Source organism: Amycolatopsis sp. NPDC051045 (genome assembly GCF_040682955.1).
In the GTDB taxonomy this organism is placed as follows: Bacteria; Actinomycetota; Actinomycetes; order Mycobacteriales; family Pseudonocardiaceae; genus Amycolatopsis.
In genome coordinates, this window is record NZ_JBFBCC010000001.1 from 228,991 (window position 1) to 243,742 (window position 14,752).

General features: G+C 72.5%; 12 protein-coding genes and 1 pseudogene. 5 read left to right on the forward strand and 8 right to left on the reverse strand.

What is annotated here, in order from left to right; translation table 11 throughout:
• Window positions 1–13 precede the first annotated feature (13 nt).
• From AB0M80_RS01080 to AB0M80_RS01110, 7 genes are all read right to left on the reverse strand, one after another.
• The gene (locus tag AB0M80_RS01080; protein ID WP_364557095.1) at window positions 14–865 is read right to left on the reverse strand and encodes a hypothetical protein; all 852 of its coding nucleotides are present in this window, start codon (window positions 863–865) and stop codon (window positions 14–16) included.
• Window positions 862–2,004: a hypothetical protein gene (locus AB0M80_RS01085; RefSeq protein WP_364557098.1), complete on the reverse strand. Its 1,143-nt coding sequence runs from the start codon at window positions 2,002–2,004 to the stop codon at window positions 862–864. Before AB0M80_RS01085 ends, AB0M80_RS01080 begins: the two co-directional genes overlap by 4 nt.
• Window positions 2,005–2,103: 99 nt before the next feature.
• A complete protein-coding gene (gene purE / locus AB0M80_RS01090) occupies window positions 2,104–2,601 on the reverse strand; it encodes a 5-(carboxyamino)imidazole ribonucleotide mutase (RefSeq protein ID WP_364557100.1) in 498 nt (165 codons plus the stop codon).
• Between the two features lie 14 nt (window positions 2,602–2,615).
• On the reverse strand, window positions 2,616–3,800 hold the full coding sequence (locus AB0M80_RS01095) for a 5-(carboxyamino)imidazole ribonucleotide synthase (protein ID WP_364557103.1): 1,185 nt from the start codon (window positions 3,798–3,800) through the stop codon (window positions 2,616–2,618).
• A 12-nt stretch (window positions 3,801–3,812) separates the two neighbouring features.
• The gene (locus AB0M80_RS01100) at window positions 3,813–5,024 is read right to left on the reverse strand and encodes a glycosyltransferase 87 family protein (RefSeq protein ID WP_364557106.1); all 1,212 of its coding nucleotides are present in this window, start codon (window positions 5,022–5,024) and stop codon (window positions 3,813–3,815) included.
• A complete protein-coding gene (locus tag AB0M80_RS01105; protein WP_364557109.1) occupies window positions 4,999–6,348 on the reverse strand; it encodes a glycosyltransferase 87 family protein in 1,350 nt (449 codons plus the stop codon). Before AB0M80_RS01105 ends, AB0M80_RS01100 begins: the two co-directional genes overlap by 26 nt.
• Before the next feature lie 70 nt (window positions 6,349–6,418).
• Window positions 6,419–7,264: a GGDEF domain-containing protein gene (locus AB0M80_RS01110; RefSeq protein WP_364557111.1), complete on the reverse strand. Its 846-nt coding sequence runs from the start codon at window positions 7,262–7,264 to the stop codon at window positions 6,419–6,421.
• A 270-nt stretch (window positions 7,265–7,534) separates the two neighbouring features.
• Here AB0M80_RS01110 and AB0M80_RS01115 point away from each other — a divergent pair, with 270 nt between their 5' ends.
• The 5 genes and pseudogenes from AB0M80_RS01115 (at window position 7,535) to AB0M80_RS01135 (ending at window position 13,410) form a co-directional block, all read left to right on the forward strand.
• Window positions 7,535–9,763, forward strand: coding sequence for a sigma-70 family RNA polymerase sigma factor (locus AB0M80_RS01115; RefSeq protein ID WP_364557113.1), 2,229 nt, complete (start codon window positions 7,535–7,537; stop codon window positions 9,761–9,763).
• A gap of 75 nt (window positions 9,764–9,838) precedes the next feature.
• Complete coding sequence (locus AB0M80_RS01120) at window positions 9,839–10,363, forward strand: GtrA family protein (RefSeq protein WP_364557115.1); 525 nt, start codon at window positions 9,839–9,841, stop codon at window positions 10,361–10,363.
• 236 nt (window positions 10,364–10,599) lie between these two features.
• On the forward strand, window positions 10,600–11,889 hold the full coding sequence (locus AB0M80_RS01125) for an MFS transporter (protein WP_364557117.1): 1,290 nt from the start codon (window positions 10,600–10,602) through the stop codon (window positions 11,887–11,889).
• 9 nt (window positions 11,890–11,898) lie between these two features.
• Window positions 11,899–12,747 (forward strand): NAD(P)H-binding protein, encoded by an 849-nt coding sequence (locus tag AB0M80_RS01130; RefSeq protein WP_364557120.1) that lies wholly within the window; start codon window positions 11,899–11,901, stop codon window positions 12,745–12,747.
• 19 nt (window positions 12,748–12,766) lie between these two features.
• Window positions 12,767–13,410, forward strand: a pseudogene (locus AB0M80_RS01135) (response regulator transcription factor).
• 55 nt (window positions 13,411–13,465) lie between these two features.
• Here the strand turns inward: AB0M80_RS01135 and AB0M80_RS01140 are convergent.
• Window positions 13,466–14,749 carry an ATP-binding protein gene (locus AB0M80_RS01140; RefSeq protein ID WP_364557122.1) on the reverse strand — a complete coding sequence of 428 codons (1,284 nt, stop codon included), beginning with the start codon at window positions 14,747–14,749 and terminating at the stop codon, window positions 13,466–13,468.
• Window positions 14,750–14,752 lie beyond the last annotated feature (3 nt).

A 14,752-nucleotide genomic window follows, 5' to 3' on the forward strand; every position in this document is an offset into this window, starting at 1 on the left:
GCGGATCGAAGGGTCAGGAACCGGGCTTGAACCGGCAGGTCGCCGGCTGGGCCCGGCAGTCGTACCGCTGGGGACCCTCCGTGCGCATGTTGTACTCGACGTCGTGAGGGCCCCACGCCGTCGTCGCGAAGGCCGGGCGGCCGGGCGGTGGCACGACGAGGGTGCGCTTGTCGCCGCGGTAGGAGTACTCGATGCGGACGCGCCACAGGCAGAAGCACCGCTCGGTCTTCGCGCGGATCACCAGGTGCTCCGGCTTGCCCTGCTCGACGAAGCGGATCTTGCCGTCGGAGAGGTACGGCCGCGCGCCGGCGGCGTCGCCAGGGACCAGCGCGGGAATTTCGCGGCCCGCACCGGAATCGAGCCGGAACTCGACCAGGGCCGTCTCTTCGCTGCCCTGCGGATCGGCGACGAACGCCGTGCCCGCCAGCGGCGCGCGACGCTCCTCGACCACGGCGGCGATCGTCTCGATGTCGATCCGGCCCGCCCGGTGGCTTTCCAGCGTCACCTGGTGGCCGGAGGTGCCCAGCTGGGCACTGGTGTGCCGGCGCACCTCGTCGAACACCTGGCTCGACGCCGGCCCGGTCAGCACCGCATCGGTCGCCCAGTACTGCCCGGCAACGAGGTCCGGGTAGCTTTCCCCGCGCGCGGTCAGGACTTCGCCGTCGAAGAGGTCACGCGTCCGGTCGGCGACCAGCGGAGCGACCCCGGGGACGGCGACGGCCAGCACCAGCGGCGTCACCGTGGCGAGCAGCCACTTCGGCGCCCGGCCCAGCCCCCGCCACCACGCGACCCCCGGGTTCGGCCGCCGAGCGGGCCGGAGCGCCGTGCTCCGGCCGGCGACGACCGGTTTCCGCTTCCGGTTCACGCCTCGGCGCCTTCCTGGTTAGCGCCGGTGCCGGACGCCGCACGGAGATCCGCCGCCGGCTCGGACACCGCCTCGGGCGTTCGCTTCGCCTCCGGCGCCGGTCCTGGCGCCGGCGCCGCCTCCGCCTCCGCATCCGGCCCCGGTTCCGCCGCCACCTCCGGCTCCCCCGCTGCCTCCGCTGCCTCCGCTGCCTCCAGTGCCTCGGTGATCCGGGGACCCACGACCACCGCCAGCAGCGGTACCGCCGCCAGCGCCGCGAAGAAGCCGACACCCAGGGCCAGCTCGTCGCGCTGTGCGCTGACGCGGTCGGCGAACCCGCTCGGGTCCCACAGCAGCCAGGCGTTGATCAGCAACACGCCGTAGAGGCCGCCGCAGACGTACAGCGCCGCGATGCGCAGGGCGCCTCGCCGCCAGCCCGTCGTCACGGCCGTGCCGACCAGCAGCACCAGGATCGCGATCAGCCCGGCGCGGTACATCCCGGGCCAGCCGGTGACGACGGCCGGGAGCACACCTTCGGTGTTGTCGATCTCGAACCAGGCCAGTGCCTGTGAGAGCACGACGAGCGGGACGGCGAGCACCAGCGCCGTCAGCCGCACGACCGGTGTGCGCCGTGCCGGAGCCGATTTCGGCGCCGTCGCGATCGGGATGCGCGTCGCCGCCGGAACACCCGCGACGGCCACCCCGAGCCCGAGCAACAGCAGCCCGGCCGTGTAGAACACCAGGCCCTGGGCCGGCGTCACCAGCAGGTCCGGCTGCGCCCGTTCGGGGTCCACACCGGCGGAAGGCAGGCTCGAGCCGAGGTCGGCGGCGTTGGCCCGCAACCCGACGAACAGCGCGGCCAGCGCCGGCAGCGGCGCGCACACCACGACCAGCAGCCACCGGATCCCAGCCCGGCGGCGCGCGGCCGCGAACGCCACGACCGCACCCACCACGGTGAGCACGAGGAGCACCGCGAACGTCGGGCCCTGCCGCTCGATGCTCGTCACCGTCAGGGTGAACGCCGAAGCCCGCGGATCGGTCCGCACCGAGACCCAGGGGAACGTCAGCGCGACGACGGCCAGCCCGGCCCCGACACCCGCCAGGACGAGCCCGGCGAGCCAGGGCACCGCGACGCCGTCGTCCGGCCGGGAATCCGCCACTTATCGCCCCTCGAAACTCCGGGAAATCGGAGTCAGGACCTTAGCGGGTTCGCCCGGTCGCGGGAGCGGAATCCGGGCAGGAGGCCACGAACGGACCGGTCAGTGGCCGGTCTTTTCGCGCAGGGCCGCGTCCTTGTCCAGCACCAGCTTTTCCAGGTCCGCCTGGAACTGCGCCATCTTCGCCCGCAGGCCTTCGTCGGACGCCGCCAATATCCGGACCGCCAGGAGGCCCGCGTTGCGCGCGCCGCCGACCGAGACCGTGGCCACCGGAACACCCGCCGGCATCTGGACGATCGACAGCAGGGAGTCCATGCCGTCGAGGTACTTCAGCGGCACCGGGACGCCGATCACCGGTAGCACCGTCGCCGACGCCACCATGCCCGGCAGGTGGGCCGCCCCGCCCGCGCCCGCGATGATCGCCTTCAACCCGCGCGAAGCCGCCGACGTCGCGTAGTCCAGCATGCGCTGCGGCGTGCGGTGCGCCGAGTAGACGCCGACCTCGTACTCGACGCCGAACTCGTCCAGCGCCGCCCCGGCCGCCTCCAGCACCGGCCAGTCCGAGTCGCTGCCCATGATCACGCCCACCTGCGGCGCCATACCGAACACTCCCGTCAGTGGATCTCGTAGCCGTCGAGCCAGACGGCGTGGGACAGCCAGTGCGCCGACAGCAGCGCGCGGTTGCGCAGGTCCTCCATGCGCTCGCCGGTGAAGTTGACGTGCCCGAGCTTGCGCCCCGGCCGCTCCTGCTTGCCGTACAGGTGCACCCGCGCCTCCGGGTACCGCGCGAACAGGTGGTGCAGCCGCTCGTCCGGCCCCATTTCGGGCCGCTCCGCGGCACCCAGCACGTTCGCCATCACGCACGCGGGCGCGACCAGGTCCGTCCGGCCCAGCGGGTAGTCGAGCACCGCCCGCAGGTGCTGCTCGAACTGCGACGTGCGGGCGCCGTCCATGGTCCAGTGCCCGGAGTTGTGCGGCCGCATCGCCAGCTCGTTCACCAGCAGCCCGGTGTCGGTCTCGAACAGCTCGACCGCGAGCAGCCCGGTGACGTCCAGCGTCGACGCGACGCGCAGCGCCAGGTCCTGGGCCTCGTGCACCCGCGAGTCGTCGAGCCCCGGCGCCGGGGCCAGCACCTCGGTGTTGATGCCGCCCTGCTGCACCGTCTCGACCACCGGGTACGCCGCGCCCTGGCCGAAGGGCGAGCGGGCGACGAGCGCGGACAGCTCCCGCCGCATCGCCACCTTCTCCTCCACCAGCAGCGCCGTGCCCGCTTCCAGCAGCTCCGGCACGGTCTCGCGCGCGTGCTGGGCGGTGTCCAGCATCCAGACGCCGCGGCCGTCGTACCCGCCGGTCGACGCCTTGAGCACCACCGGCCAGCCGTGCTCGCCGCCGAAGGCAAGCACGTCGTCCACAGTGGACACCTCGGCGAAGGCCGGGCCCGGCACGCCGAGGCCGGCCATCATCTCGCGCATCACGAGCTTGTTCTGCGCGAAGCCGAGCGCGGTCGCCGCCGGCCGGATGACGTGGCCCTCCATCGCCAGCGTCAGGAGGTGCTCGCCGGGCACGTGCTCGTGGTCGAAGGTGAGCACGTCGACCGAGGCCGCGAACTTCCGCAGCGCGTCCAGGTCGGTGTGGTGTCCGAGCGTGACGTCGCCGGCGACGAGCCCCGCGGCTTCGTTCTCGCTCGCGGCGAGCACGCGCAGGGACTGGCCGAGGGAAATCGCCGCCTGGTGGGTCATCCGGGCGAGCTGGCCGCCGCCCACCATGCCCACGACGGGCAGACCGGTGTGTTTGTCCATAGCCCGCTCAGACTAAACGGTGACAACCTGCGCCGACCGCCGGACCAGGCGTAGCTCACGCGCCGCGAGTCCAAGGATCCCGGCCGCCGCCGCGAGCACGTAGCCGTTGCCCAGGACCGACCAGCCCAGGCCCCAGCCGAACTCCGTGTCGCCGCCGTTGGGCACCAGCATCACGACCTGCGAGACGAACAGCGTCGCGACCGCCGCCGCGGCCCACCACCGCGCCTTGCCCACCAGCAGCGTGAGCAAGGGCACGCACCAGACCCAGTGGTGCGACCACGACACCGGCGACAGCAGCAGCCCGTAGAACGCCGTGACCAGCAATGCGGCCACGTCCTCACCGCGCCGGTGCAGCCGCACCACGAGCCACACCGCGGGCACGGCCAGCACCGCCGCCACCCCGACCGCCACCGCCAGCGACCAGGGGGCCAGCTCCGAGGCCCGGTTGACCAGCCCGTTGAGCGACTGGTTGAAGATCCAGTGCACCGACCCGACCCGGGTCGGGTCGGTCGCCGAATCCCGCCAGAACCGCGCCGCGTCGACCGGGATGACCGCGAACATCACCGCTTCGAGCGCCACGAACGTGCCCAGGGCCCGCAGCCCGTCCTTCCACCGGCCCGTGAAGAACAGGTGCGGCACGAAGATCAGCGGGGTCAGCTTGATCGCCGCCGCCACGCCGATCAGCACACCCGCCCCGCGCGACCCACGCGCGGAGAGCACCAGGACGTCCAGCACCACGAACGCCATCAGTATCAAGTTGATCTGGCCCAGGAACAGCGTCTTCCACACCGGTTCCAGCGCCAGAGCGATGGCCGTTCCCGCCGGCAGCGCCCACCAGCTTTTCACCCAAAGCTGCTGGGAACGCCCCGGCGACGACGAAACCACCGTGATCACGACCATAAGGGCGACCACCGACAAAAACCCGAGCACGCCCCAGACCAGGCCGGACGGCACGAGGGCGAGCGGCAGGAACAGCGGCGCGGCAGCCGGGGTGTAGGTGAACGGCAGCCGCACCCAGTCCGGCAGCGCGGTCAGGACGTCCCGCGTGTAGAGCGGGTCGCCGTGCAGCAGCGTCAACGCCCCCGCGCGGTACACGGCGCTGTCCGCACCCAGGTGCCACCCGGCCAGCCAGACGACCACACCGAAAGCCAGGACGAGAACCGCGAGACCCCCGGCGAGAAGGCGGCCGGTGCGCGCCTCAGACGCCGGTCGCGACGTCGACATGCTCGTCCGAAGCGGCCTTCTTCCGCGCCCGCCGCTGCAGCCCCCAGCGCAGGATCAGCGCCGCAGCCAGCACGACCGGCATCAGGATGTAGGCGTCTCCCACGATGTTCTGCCACACCTTCCAGTGCAGCTCGACGTTGCGGCCGTTCGGCAGGATCAGCAGTACGCAGCTGACGAACACGAACCCAACCAGGCCAGTCCCGACCCAACGCTTCCACGCCGTCTTCGGCGTGGTCTTCGGCAGCCGCGAGACCAGCAGCACGATCAGCGGGATCACCCACACCCAGTGGTGGGTCCACGAGATCGGCGACATCAGCAGCGTCCAGAACGCGGTGACGAGCAGCGCGGCCAGCGCCTGGCCCTTGCGGTGGAAGCGCATCAGCAGCCACAGCGCGGGGATCGCCAGCAGGAAGCCGATGCCCATGGCCGCCTTCGACGCCCACGGTGCGAGGTCGGTGGCCCGGTTCATCAGCGCGTTCAGCGACTGGTTGCCCGCCCAGTGCACCGGCCCGATCCGGCCGGTGTCCGGCAGCGTGACGGTCCAGTACTTGGCGGCGTCGTGCGCGTTGATCAGGAACATCAGGCCCTGGAGCACGACGAACGTCGCGAGCCCGCGCAGGGCGTCCTTGCGGCGGCCGGTGATGAACAGGTGCCCGAGGAACACCAGCGGCGTCAGCTTGATCGCCGCCGCGACGCCCACCAGCACACCGCCCCAGCGACTGCCCCTCGTCCCGATGACCAGCATGTCCAGCAGGATCATGGCCATCAGGATCAGGTTGATCTGGCCGAGGAAGATCGTCCGCCACACCGGCTCGAGGGCGAGCAGGACCAGGAAGAACACGATGGTCGAACGGGCGGGCGAGGCCCACCAGCGCGGTCCGTCCGAGGCCGGGCGCGGCAGCGCGCCGATCGCGATCCGGATCGACAGCGCCATCGCCATCAGCGAGACAGCCGTGATCAAGCCCCACGAGACCTGCGTCGGGAACGCTGCGAGCGGGACGAAGATGAGTGCTGCCGTGGGTGGGTAGGTGAACGGCAGCAGCGACCACCACGGCTCGTCGGGCAGCGTGTTGGCGTCGTAGAGGGAGTCACCGTGCAGCAGCGTCAGCGCGCCCGCGCGGTAGACCGCGCTGTCCACGCCCAGCACCCAGTCGTGCTGCCAGCCGTAGAGGCCGTACCCGATCGCGACCAGCGGAATCACCGACAGGATCAGGATCGACCGCGGGCGGACGGACAGGCGGGCGAGTGACTTCCGCAGGGCCAGACGGTGCTGGGATCTGGCCGCGACTTCGCCGTCGACGTCGGTGGAAACGGTCCGGGTCACCGCACCAGGAAATCATGACCGGGCCGGTCCAGGTCAGAAGGGTCCGGGCGGAACCCGGCTTTCGCGTGTTCTACGCCCGCGCGAGGTGGGCCAGCAGGTCGCACGCGAGCTCGTGGGTGGCGGGCAGCCGCACCACCGAAACGCGGGGCCTGCCGAGGTCCGCCAGCTGGGCGTCGACCGAAAGCCGCTCGTGCAACGCCCTCCGCAGCGCGACGCCGTGCGAAGCGACCCGCTCGTCCTTCACGACCAAGGCGGCGACGACGGACGGCCCCAGCGAAGCAACGCTCTGCCCGCTGTCGAACACCGTCCGCAACGCGTCCGCGACCAGGATCATCCCGGTCAGCCGCGGGAACCCGGCGACGGCGCTGAGGTCGAGCGAGACGACCAGCAGCACGTGGTCGTCGGCGGCCGGCCGCTCGCACGCGGCGGCGGCGCGGTAGATCTCCGCCAGCCGCGTGCGCAGGTAGGCGGCCGTGGGCAGGCCGGTCAGCGAGTCGGTGACCTCGGTGTGCACGAGCTGGTCGGTGGCGACGTCCGCCCAGGCCAGCGCGGTGGTCCGGAGCAGCCGCGCCGGTGTGGCGTCGACGTCCGGGGCGACGAACCCGTCGCCGCCGTGGCCGAGCACCGCGTGCAGCGCCGCGAGGTCGGTGAGGGTCTCCGCGAGCCCCGCCCCGGCCGTCGCCCGGGCCCTGGCCAGCCCGGCCAGCGCGGTTTCGGCGGCCTCGACGTGGCCCTTGGCCATCACGGCCGCACAGACGGCGTCGACCTCGGGCAGGGCCCAGTCGCTGGGGAACCGCCAGCCGGCGGCGAGGCTGGCCGTGCGCCAGCGGGCTCGCAGCGCGCGCAGGGAAGCGTCGCGCTCGGCCCGGGCGGGCGGGGTGTCGCCGGACCCGGGCCGCGTAGCCGGAGCATCCACTGGCCACCCGCCCCTTTCGTCCGTTCTGTTGGGATCTTGCTGGGTGCTTCACCGTGAGGACGTGCCCCGGCGGGCGCCGTGACGCGTACTGACCACTTTTTGTCGTGGATCTTTTCCCCGGACGGCACGGGGGGTGGGTGATTTTGCTCCGCCGTCGGAGTCATCACGCCGACCACGACGTGACCGCCGGGGGTGGGTCAGTCACACTTGTCTCGCGCCCGGGATCAGCCTGTAATAGCAGGTCCTGGCCTTACCCGACCTAGGAGTGCCGTGTCCACCGTTCCCGCCGATCTCAGCGGAAAGAGTGACGCCGAGCTGATCGCGGAGGTCCGTTCCGGCCAGCTCGCGTCGTACGGGACGCTCTACGAACGGCACACCGGTGCGGCCCACAACCTGGCCCGTCAGCTGGCCCGCTCCAGCTCCGAAGCCGACGACCTCGTGTCCGAGGCGTTCGCCAAGGTGCTCGACACGCTCCGTGGCGGCAAGGGCCCGCACACAGCCTTCCGGGCGTACTTGCTGACCGCTCTGCGTCACACCGCGTACGACCGCACCCGCAAGGAGCGCCGGGTCGACCTCAACGAGGACATGACCGAGGTCGGCGGCGCCGCGGCCGAGGCGCTGACCGTGCCGTTTTCCGACACCGCGGTCGCCGGCCTCGAGCGGACGATGGCCGCCAAGGCGTTCGGACGGCTGCCGGAACGCTGGCAGGCGGTGCTCTGGCACACCGAGATCGAGCAGCAGAGCCCGGCCGAGGTCGCGCCGCTGCTGGGCCTGACCGCGAACGGCGTCTCCGCGCTCGCCTACCGCGCCCGCGAGGGCCTCCGTCAGGCGTACCTGCAGGTCCACCTGCAGGAGAACGCCGAGGAACGCTGCGGCGCCTGCGCCGAGCGGCTCGGCGCGTGGACCCGCGACGGGCTGTCCAAGCGGGAACGCGCCCAGGTCGAGACCCACCTCGACGAGTGCGACCGGTGCCGGGCATTGGCCGCGGAGCTCGCCGACGTCAACGGCGGGCTGCGCGCGATCATCGCCCCGATCGTCCTGGGCGGTGCCGCACTGGGCTACCTCGCCACCATCGGCGCCGCGAAGGCGAGCGCGGCCACGGCGGCCACCGCTGGTGCGGCCGCCGCCGGTGCCGCGGCGGCCGGGGGCAAGGCCGGCGCGTCCGCGGGTGCCGCGGCCGCGGGGCCCCGCCAGTTCGCCGGGGTCGCCGCCTCGGGCACGGCGATCGTCGCGGCCGTCGTCATCGCGCTCACCGCGGGCGGCGGGGCGCAGGAGATCCCGGTCGCCGCTCAGGCGCCGCCCCCGTCCGCCCAGCCGGTCGAACCGCCGGCCCCGAAGCCGCAGCCCCCGGTCCCGCCCGCGCCGCAGCAGCCGCAGCCACCGGGCCCGCGGCCCATCGCACCGCCCGCGGCGCCGCCGGTCGAACCCGCCCCGCCGCCGGTCGAACCGCCGGCGCCGGCACCGCCGCCCGCGCCGGCACCGCCCACGCCGGCCCCGCCCGCCCCGGCGCCGCCGTCGATGTCCGCGACGACCCCGCCGGACGGCGTCGAGCTCACCCCGGGCACCGCGACGAACCTGCCGATCACCGTGCGCAACGACGGCGGCAGCCTGTCCGAGCCGGTGGCGGTCGCGCTGAAGCTGCCGCGTGGAGTGCACGCCGTCGACACCGGCGGTGGCGGCGCGCCGGCGGCCCACGCACAGGCCGTCGGCCCGATCTCGGTGAACTGCCCGGGCGGCGAGGGCACGGTCACCTGCAAGACCGGCGCCGGCCTGCAGCCCGGCGAGAGCGCGACGCTGAACTTCCGGCTGCAAGCCGACGAAGACGCCGAGGGCGGGACCGTGACCGGATCGGTCACGGCCGGCGTGCAGATCTCCGTCGACGTGAGCGTCAAGGTCACCGTGAAACTCCCGCGGGACGCCGTGGTCCTCGAGGCGCAGGGCGATGGCCTCTCGGCGTTCCCCTGGAACCACAACCCGCTGGTCTACGTGCGGGTCCGCAACACCGGCGAGACGACCAAGCCGGTCACGGTCACCTTCGACCACCCGCTCTGGCAGTGGTGGAGCCTGCGCGGCTTCCCCTGCACGCCGACGGCCGACGGCGCGAGCTGCACGACGAAGAGCGCGCTGGCCCCCGGCCGGCACGTCAACCTGTGGGTGCGGCTGAAGGGCCGTCCCGGGAACGGGCAGGTGACGATCACCGCGAAACTCGGCCGGGCGTCGGCGCCGCCGGTGACCGTGGACTTCGGCTGCTGGCGCCACTGGTGCGGCCAGGACCCGCTGCCCACGACGACGCCGTCGCTCCCGAAGCCGACGAAACCCCCGAAGCCGACCCCGTCGAAGCCGACACCGAAGCCACCGGTGACGACGACACAAGAGCCGACGACCGAGCCGCCGGTGTCCTCGACCACGACGAGCGCACCGCCGCGGCCCAGCGGGAAGCCCGGCGCCAAGCCACCGACAGTCACCCCCGAGAAGGCTTTCGGCTGGCTGACCGGGTAGCGGACGACCCGGACATTCACGACAGCAAGGCGCCTGAGCCACAGGTCAACGCGGTGTGCTCCTAGACTGCATGGTGTGACCGTTGTGGAAACCGTGCTCAAGCGCACGCCGGAGCCACTGCGTTCGGTGCTGATCAAGCACCGGGAGCTGCTGAAGTTCGCGATCGTGGGCGGCACGACCTTCCTGGTCGACAACGGGGTCTGGTACACGCTCAAGCTGACGGTGCTGGAGCCGAAACCGACCACGGCGAAGGCGATCGCGATCATCGTCGCGACCATCGTGTCCTACATCCTCAACCGCGAGTGGTCGTTCCGGACCCGCGGCGGGCGCGAACGGCACCACGAAGCGGCGTTGTTCTTCGTGATCAGCGGCATCGCGGTGGGCGTCAACCTGGTCCCCCTGATCGTCTCGCGCTACGTGCTCGACCTCGAGGTCCCGCACGTGACGTTCCTGGTGCAGGAGATCGCGGACTTCGCGAGCGGCTCGATCATCGGCATGCTGCTGGCGATGTTCTTCCGCTTCTGGGGCTTCAAGAAGTGGGTGTTCCCGGACGAGCTGGGCCAGCGGCGGCGGGACAACGACCACTCCGAGCTGCCCTGACCGGGTCGGCAAAAGTACTTGTCTTCTGACATGTAGTTGTCTACAGTCATCCTCGTCAGTGTTCCTTCGTGAGGACGCCGTCCGGGTTCGGCCGGGCGAGCGGGACGATTCGAGGTGGTTTCCGAGCGCGAAGAGGTCGCATCCGTCCGCGGATGACGATGGAGCCTTTTCCCGACTCGACGGGACGCGTGTTCTGCGCGTCCGTATCACCCGTCCCTTTCTGACGAGGACTTTCCTTGAGCACAATCGCGCCTTCGCGCGCCCTGAAAACCGCCCTCGCGGGCCTGTTCCTGTCCGTCTTCCTCGCGATGCTCGACGCCCAGGTCGTCGCCACCGCACTCCCCCGGATCGCCGCCGAGTTCGGCGGAACCGGGGCCTACGCCTGGGTCACCACCGCCTACCTGCTCGCCGGGAGCGCCACCGCGCCGCTGTACGGCAAGCTCGGTGACGTCTTCGGCCGCAAACGCGTGCTCTTGGCCGCGCTCGCGCTCTTCCTGCTCGGCTCGCTCGCCTGCGGCCTGGCGCCGTCGGCCGCGTTCCTGATCGCCGGCCGGGTGCTGCAGGGCGCCGGTTCCGGTGGCCTCTTCGTCTCCGTCGGCGCTTCGCTCGGCGAAATGTTCACGCCTCGCGAAGGCGCGAAGTACTTCGGCTGGTTCTCGATCTGCTTCGCCGTCGCTTCACTCGCGGGTCCGGTCGTCGGCGGGCTGCTCACCGGGCTCGCCGGATGGCGGTCGATCTTCCTGGTCAACCTGCCGCTCGGGTTGGTCGCCGTGGCTCTGCTCGGCGCTCTCGACCTGCCGAAACGACGCCGCGAAGCGCCGTTCGACTTCGCCGGCGTCGTCCTGCTGGGCACGGCGATCACCGGGTTCACCCTGCTCACACCGTGGTCGATCGCCCTCGGCGCGGCCACGGCACTGGCCTTCGTGTTCGTCGAACGGCGAGCCGAGGCGCCGGTGCTGCCCCTGCGGTTGTTCCGCGATCGGACGTTCACCGTGTCCGTGCTGCTCAGCGTGCTCGCCGGGTTCGCCTTCCTCGGCTCGCTCAACTACATCGCGGTTCTCCTGCAGGCCGACGCCGGTCCGGCCGAAGGCGGGCTGCGGCTGCTTCCGATGACGATCGCCGTTGCGGTCTCTTCGGCCGTCGCGAGCAGAATCATCGCCCGCACCGGCACCTACCGCTGGGCACCGCGGCTGAGCATGGCGCTCGGCCTGCTCGCGGTGCTCGGCCTGCTCACCCTGGACGACCTGCCGTCCGTCCTCGGCTGCCTGGTCGTCTTCGGCGTCGCCGCCGGGCTGAACCTGCAGGTGCTGGCCATGGCCACGCAGAACACCGCGCCGCCGGCGGACCGCGGCGCGGTCGCCGCCGGCGTCAACCTCGCCCGCGCGCTCGGCTCGGCCCTCGGCCCGGTCGCGCTCGGCTTCGCCTACCACGCCGGTACCCACGGCGTGTTCCTCGCGCTGCTCCCCGTGCTCGCGCTCGGCCTCGTCACGGCGTTCGCGCTCCCCCACGTCCCGCTTTCCCGATAGGAGACCACGATGATCTTCGTCCTCGGCGCCACCGGCAAGGTCGGCCGCCACCTCGTCCCCGCCCTGCTCGACGCGGGTGCCACCGTCCGTGCCCTGACCCGCGACCCGGCCAAGGCCCGGCTCGACCCGCGTGCCGAAGTCGTCCGCGGCGACCTCGGCACCTCGGACCTGCCCGCCCTGCTGGACGGCGCGGACCGCGTGTTCGTGCTGACCCAGGGCCACAGCGCCGACCGCGAAGCGGCCGTCGCCCGAGCCGCCGCCCAGACCGGCGTCACCCACCTCGTCAAGCTGTCCACCACCGGTGTCCACTTCGGACAGAAGGATCCGATCACCCTCACGCACGCCGAAGCCGAGCAGGCGGTCCGCGAAGCCGGACCGGCGTGGACGATCCTGCGGCCCGGCGCCTTCATGGACAACCGGTTCGCGTGGCTGGGCTCGATCCGCGAAGAAAACGCCGTGTACGTGCCCGAAACCGATCCGCCGTCCGCTTTGGTCCACGTGCGGGACATCGCCGCCGTCGCGACACTCGCGCTGACGACGTCCGGGCACGAAGGCGCGACCTACGAACTCACCGGCGGCGAAGCCCTCACCGCCGGGCAGCAGGTCGCCATCCTGTCCGAAGCGATCGGCCGTCCGCTGAAGTACGTCGAAGAAACCGAAAGCGCTGCGAGGGACCGCATGATCCGGGGGTACGGCTGGCCCGCGAAGGCCGTCGACGGCTTCTTCGCCCTCAAACGCGAGTCCGCCCCGCACGAGCACGTCGTCTTCGACACCGTCGAGCGGCTGCTCGGCCGGCCGCCGCTGACCTTCGCGACCTGGGCGCGGGAGAACGCGTCCGCGTACCATCACCAGGAGTGACGATGGGGCGGTGAGGCGGATGAGCGACCTGCGCGTCCTCGTCGTGGACGACCATCCCCTGTTCCGGATCGGCGTCGGCACGCTGCCGGCCGCCGAACCCGGGATCGAGGTCGCCGGCGAAGCCGTGAGCGGCGCCGAAGCGGTCGAAGCCGCCGACGCGCTGCGCCCGGACGTCGTGGTGATGGACCTGCACCTGCCCGACCTGTCCGGGATCCAGGCGACCCGGCACATCGTGGCCGCGAACCCGGGCACCGGCGTGCTGATGCTGACGATGGCCGACGAAAGCGAGTCGGTCTTCGCGGCGATGCGCGCGGTGCCCGGGGCTACCTGCTCAAGGACGCCGAGCCGGACGAGATCATCCGCGCCGTCCGGGCGGTCGCCCGGCGGGAGGCCATCTTCGGCCCGGACATCGCGAACCGCGTGCTCGCCTTCTTCAACCAGCCGCCGGCCGGCGAGCCGGTGTTCCCGGAGCTGACCGGGCGCGAGCGCGAGGTGCTGGCGCTGATCGCGGCCGGGCACAGCAACGGCGTCATCGCGAACATGCGCTGCCTGAGCCCCAAGACCGTGCGCAACCACATCTCGAACGTCTTCGCCAAGCTCCACGTCGCCGACCGGGCCGAGGCGATCGTCCGGGCGAGGAACGCCGGGCTCGGCCGGTCCTGACGCACGCCCTTCCGGAGATCGCCGACGAGCGGTCGCTGAACCTTCGCCGCCGCGCCTAACGCGGGACGCGCTCGGCCGGCCAGCGCACCTCGGGGACGTCGCTCGGCCGCGGCACCTTGAGGAACAGGCTGAACACCGCCGGTCGCCGGTTCGACAGCTCCAGGCGGCCGCCGTCGGCCTCGACCAGGGCCCGGGCCAGCGCCAGGCCGACGCCCGTCGAGCCGCCGCCGGAGAAGCCGCGCTCGAAGATGTGCGGGGCGAGCTCGTCGGGCACGCCGGGGCCCGTGTCGCTGACCTCGATCACCACCGTGCCCTCGGCGTCGCCGCGGCGGCCGATCAGAGTCACCGTGCCCGAGCCGTGGCGCAGCGCGTTGTCCAGCAGCACCCCGATCACCTCGCGCAGCCGGCCCGGGGTGGCCCGCGCCATCAGCCCGTCGGCCACGCGCGTTCGCAGGTTGCGGCCCTCCGAGCGGAGCAGCGAGCGCCACTCCTGCGCCATTTCCGGCAGCTGCGTCGGCAGGTCCACCGGTTCCGCGCCGACCTCGCGCGCCGCGCGGGCCGCCGCCAGCAGCTCGTCGAGCGCCTCGGCGAGCCGGTCGGCCTGCTCCTGGGCGGCTTTCGACTCGTCGGCCACCTCGTCGTCCGGGTGCACCGTGAGTGGTTCCAGCCGCAGCTGCAACGCCGTCAGCCGGCTGCGCAGCTGGTGCGAGACGTCCCCGACGAGCTGGCGTTCCCGCTGCACGAGCTGGGCCAGCGCGGTGCCGGACGCGTCCAGCGCTTCGGCGACCATGTCGAGCTCGCCGACGCCGTAGCGGCTCGGGTCGGGCCGGAAGTCGCCGCCGCCGAGGCGGGCCGCGCGTTCGGCGACGTGCCGCAGCGGCTTCGCCAGCCGCCGCGCCGTCGCGATCGCCACGACCGCGCCGGTGCCCACCGACAGCAGCACCAGCAGCACGACGACCAGCGTCACCGTCGTCTGCCGTTCGTGCATCGGACCGGCCGGGACGGCGATCTCCACCTTGCCGTCGCGGGCCAGGTCGGCCGTCTCGGTGACGGTGTCGGCGCCCGGGCTGCTGCCGTAGCGCTTCTCGGTCTGGCCGCTGGCCCGGACGGTGAGCAGCCCGTTCGCCGGGACCGCCGCGCGCACCTGGTCGAGGTCGATCTCCTGGCCGTTGGCGATCTCGGTGTCGAGGATCGCCGCCGCCGCGCGGGCGTTCTCGGCGAGCGTCTCGCGGTAGCTCGACTCGATCTGCCAGCTCGCCACGATGCCCAGCGGAATGCCGAGGACCGCCGCGGTGACGGCGACGGCCAGCAGGATGGCCAGCAGGATGCGGCGGCGCACGGC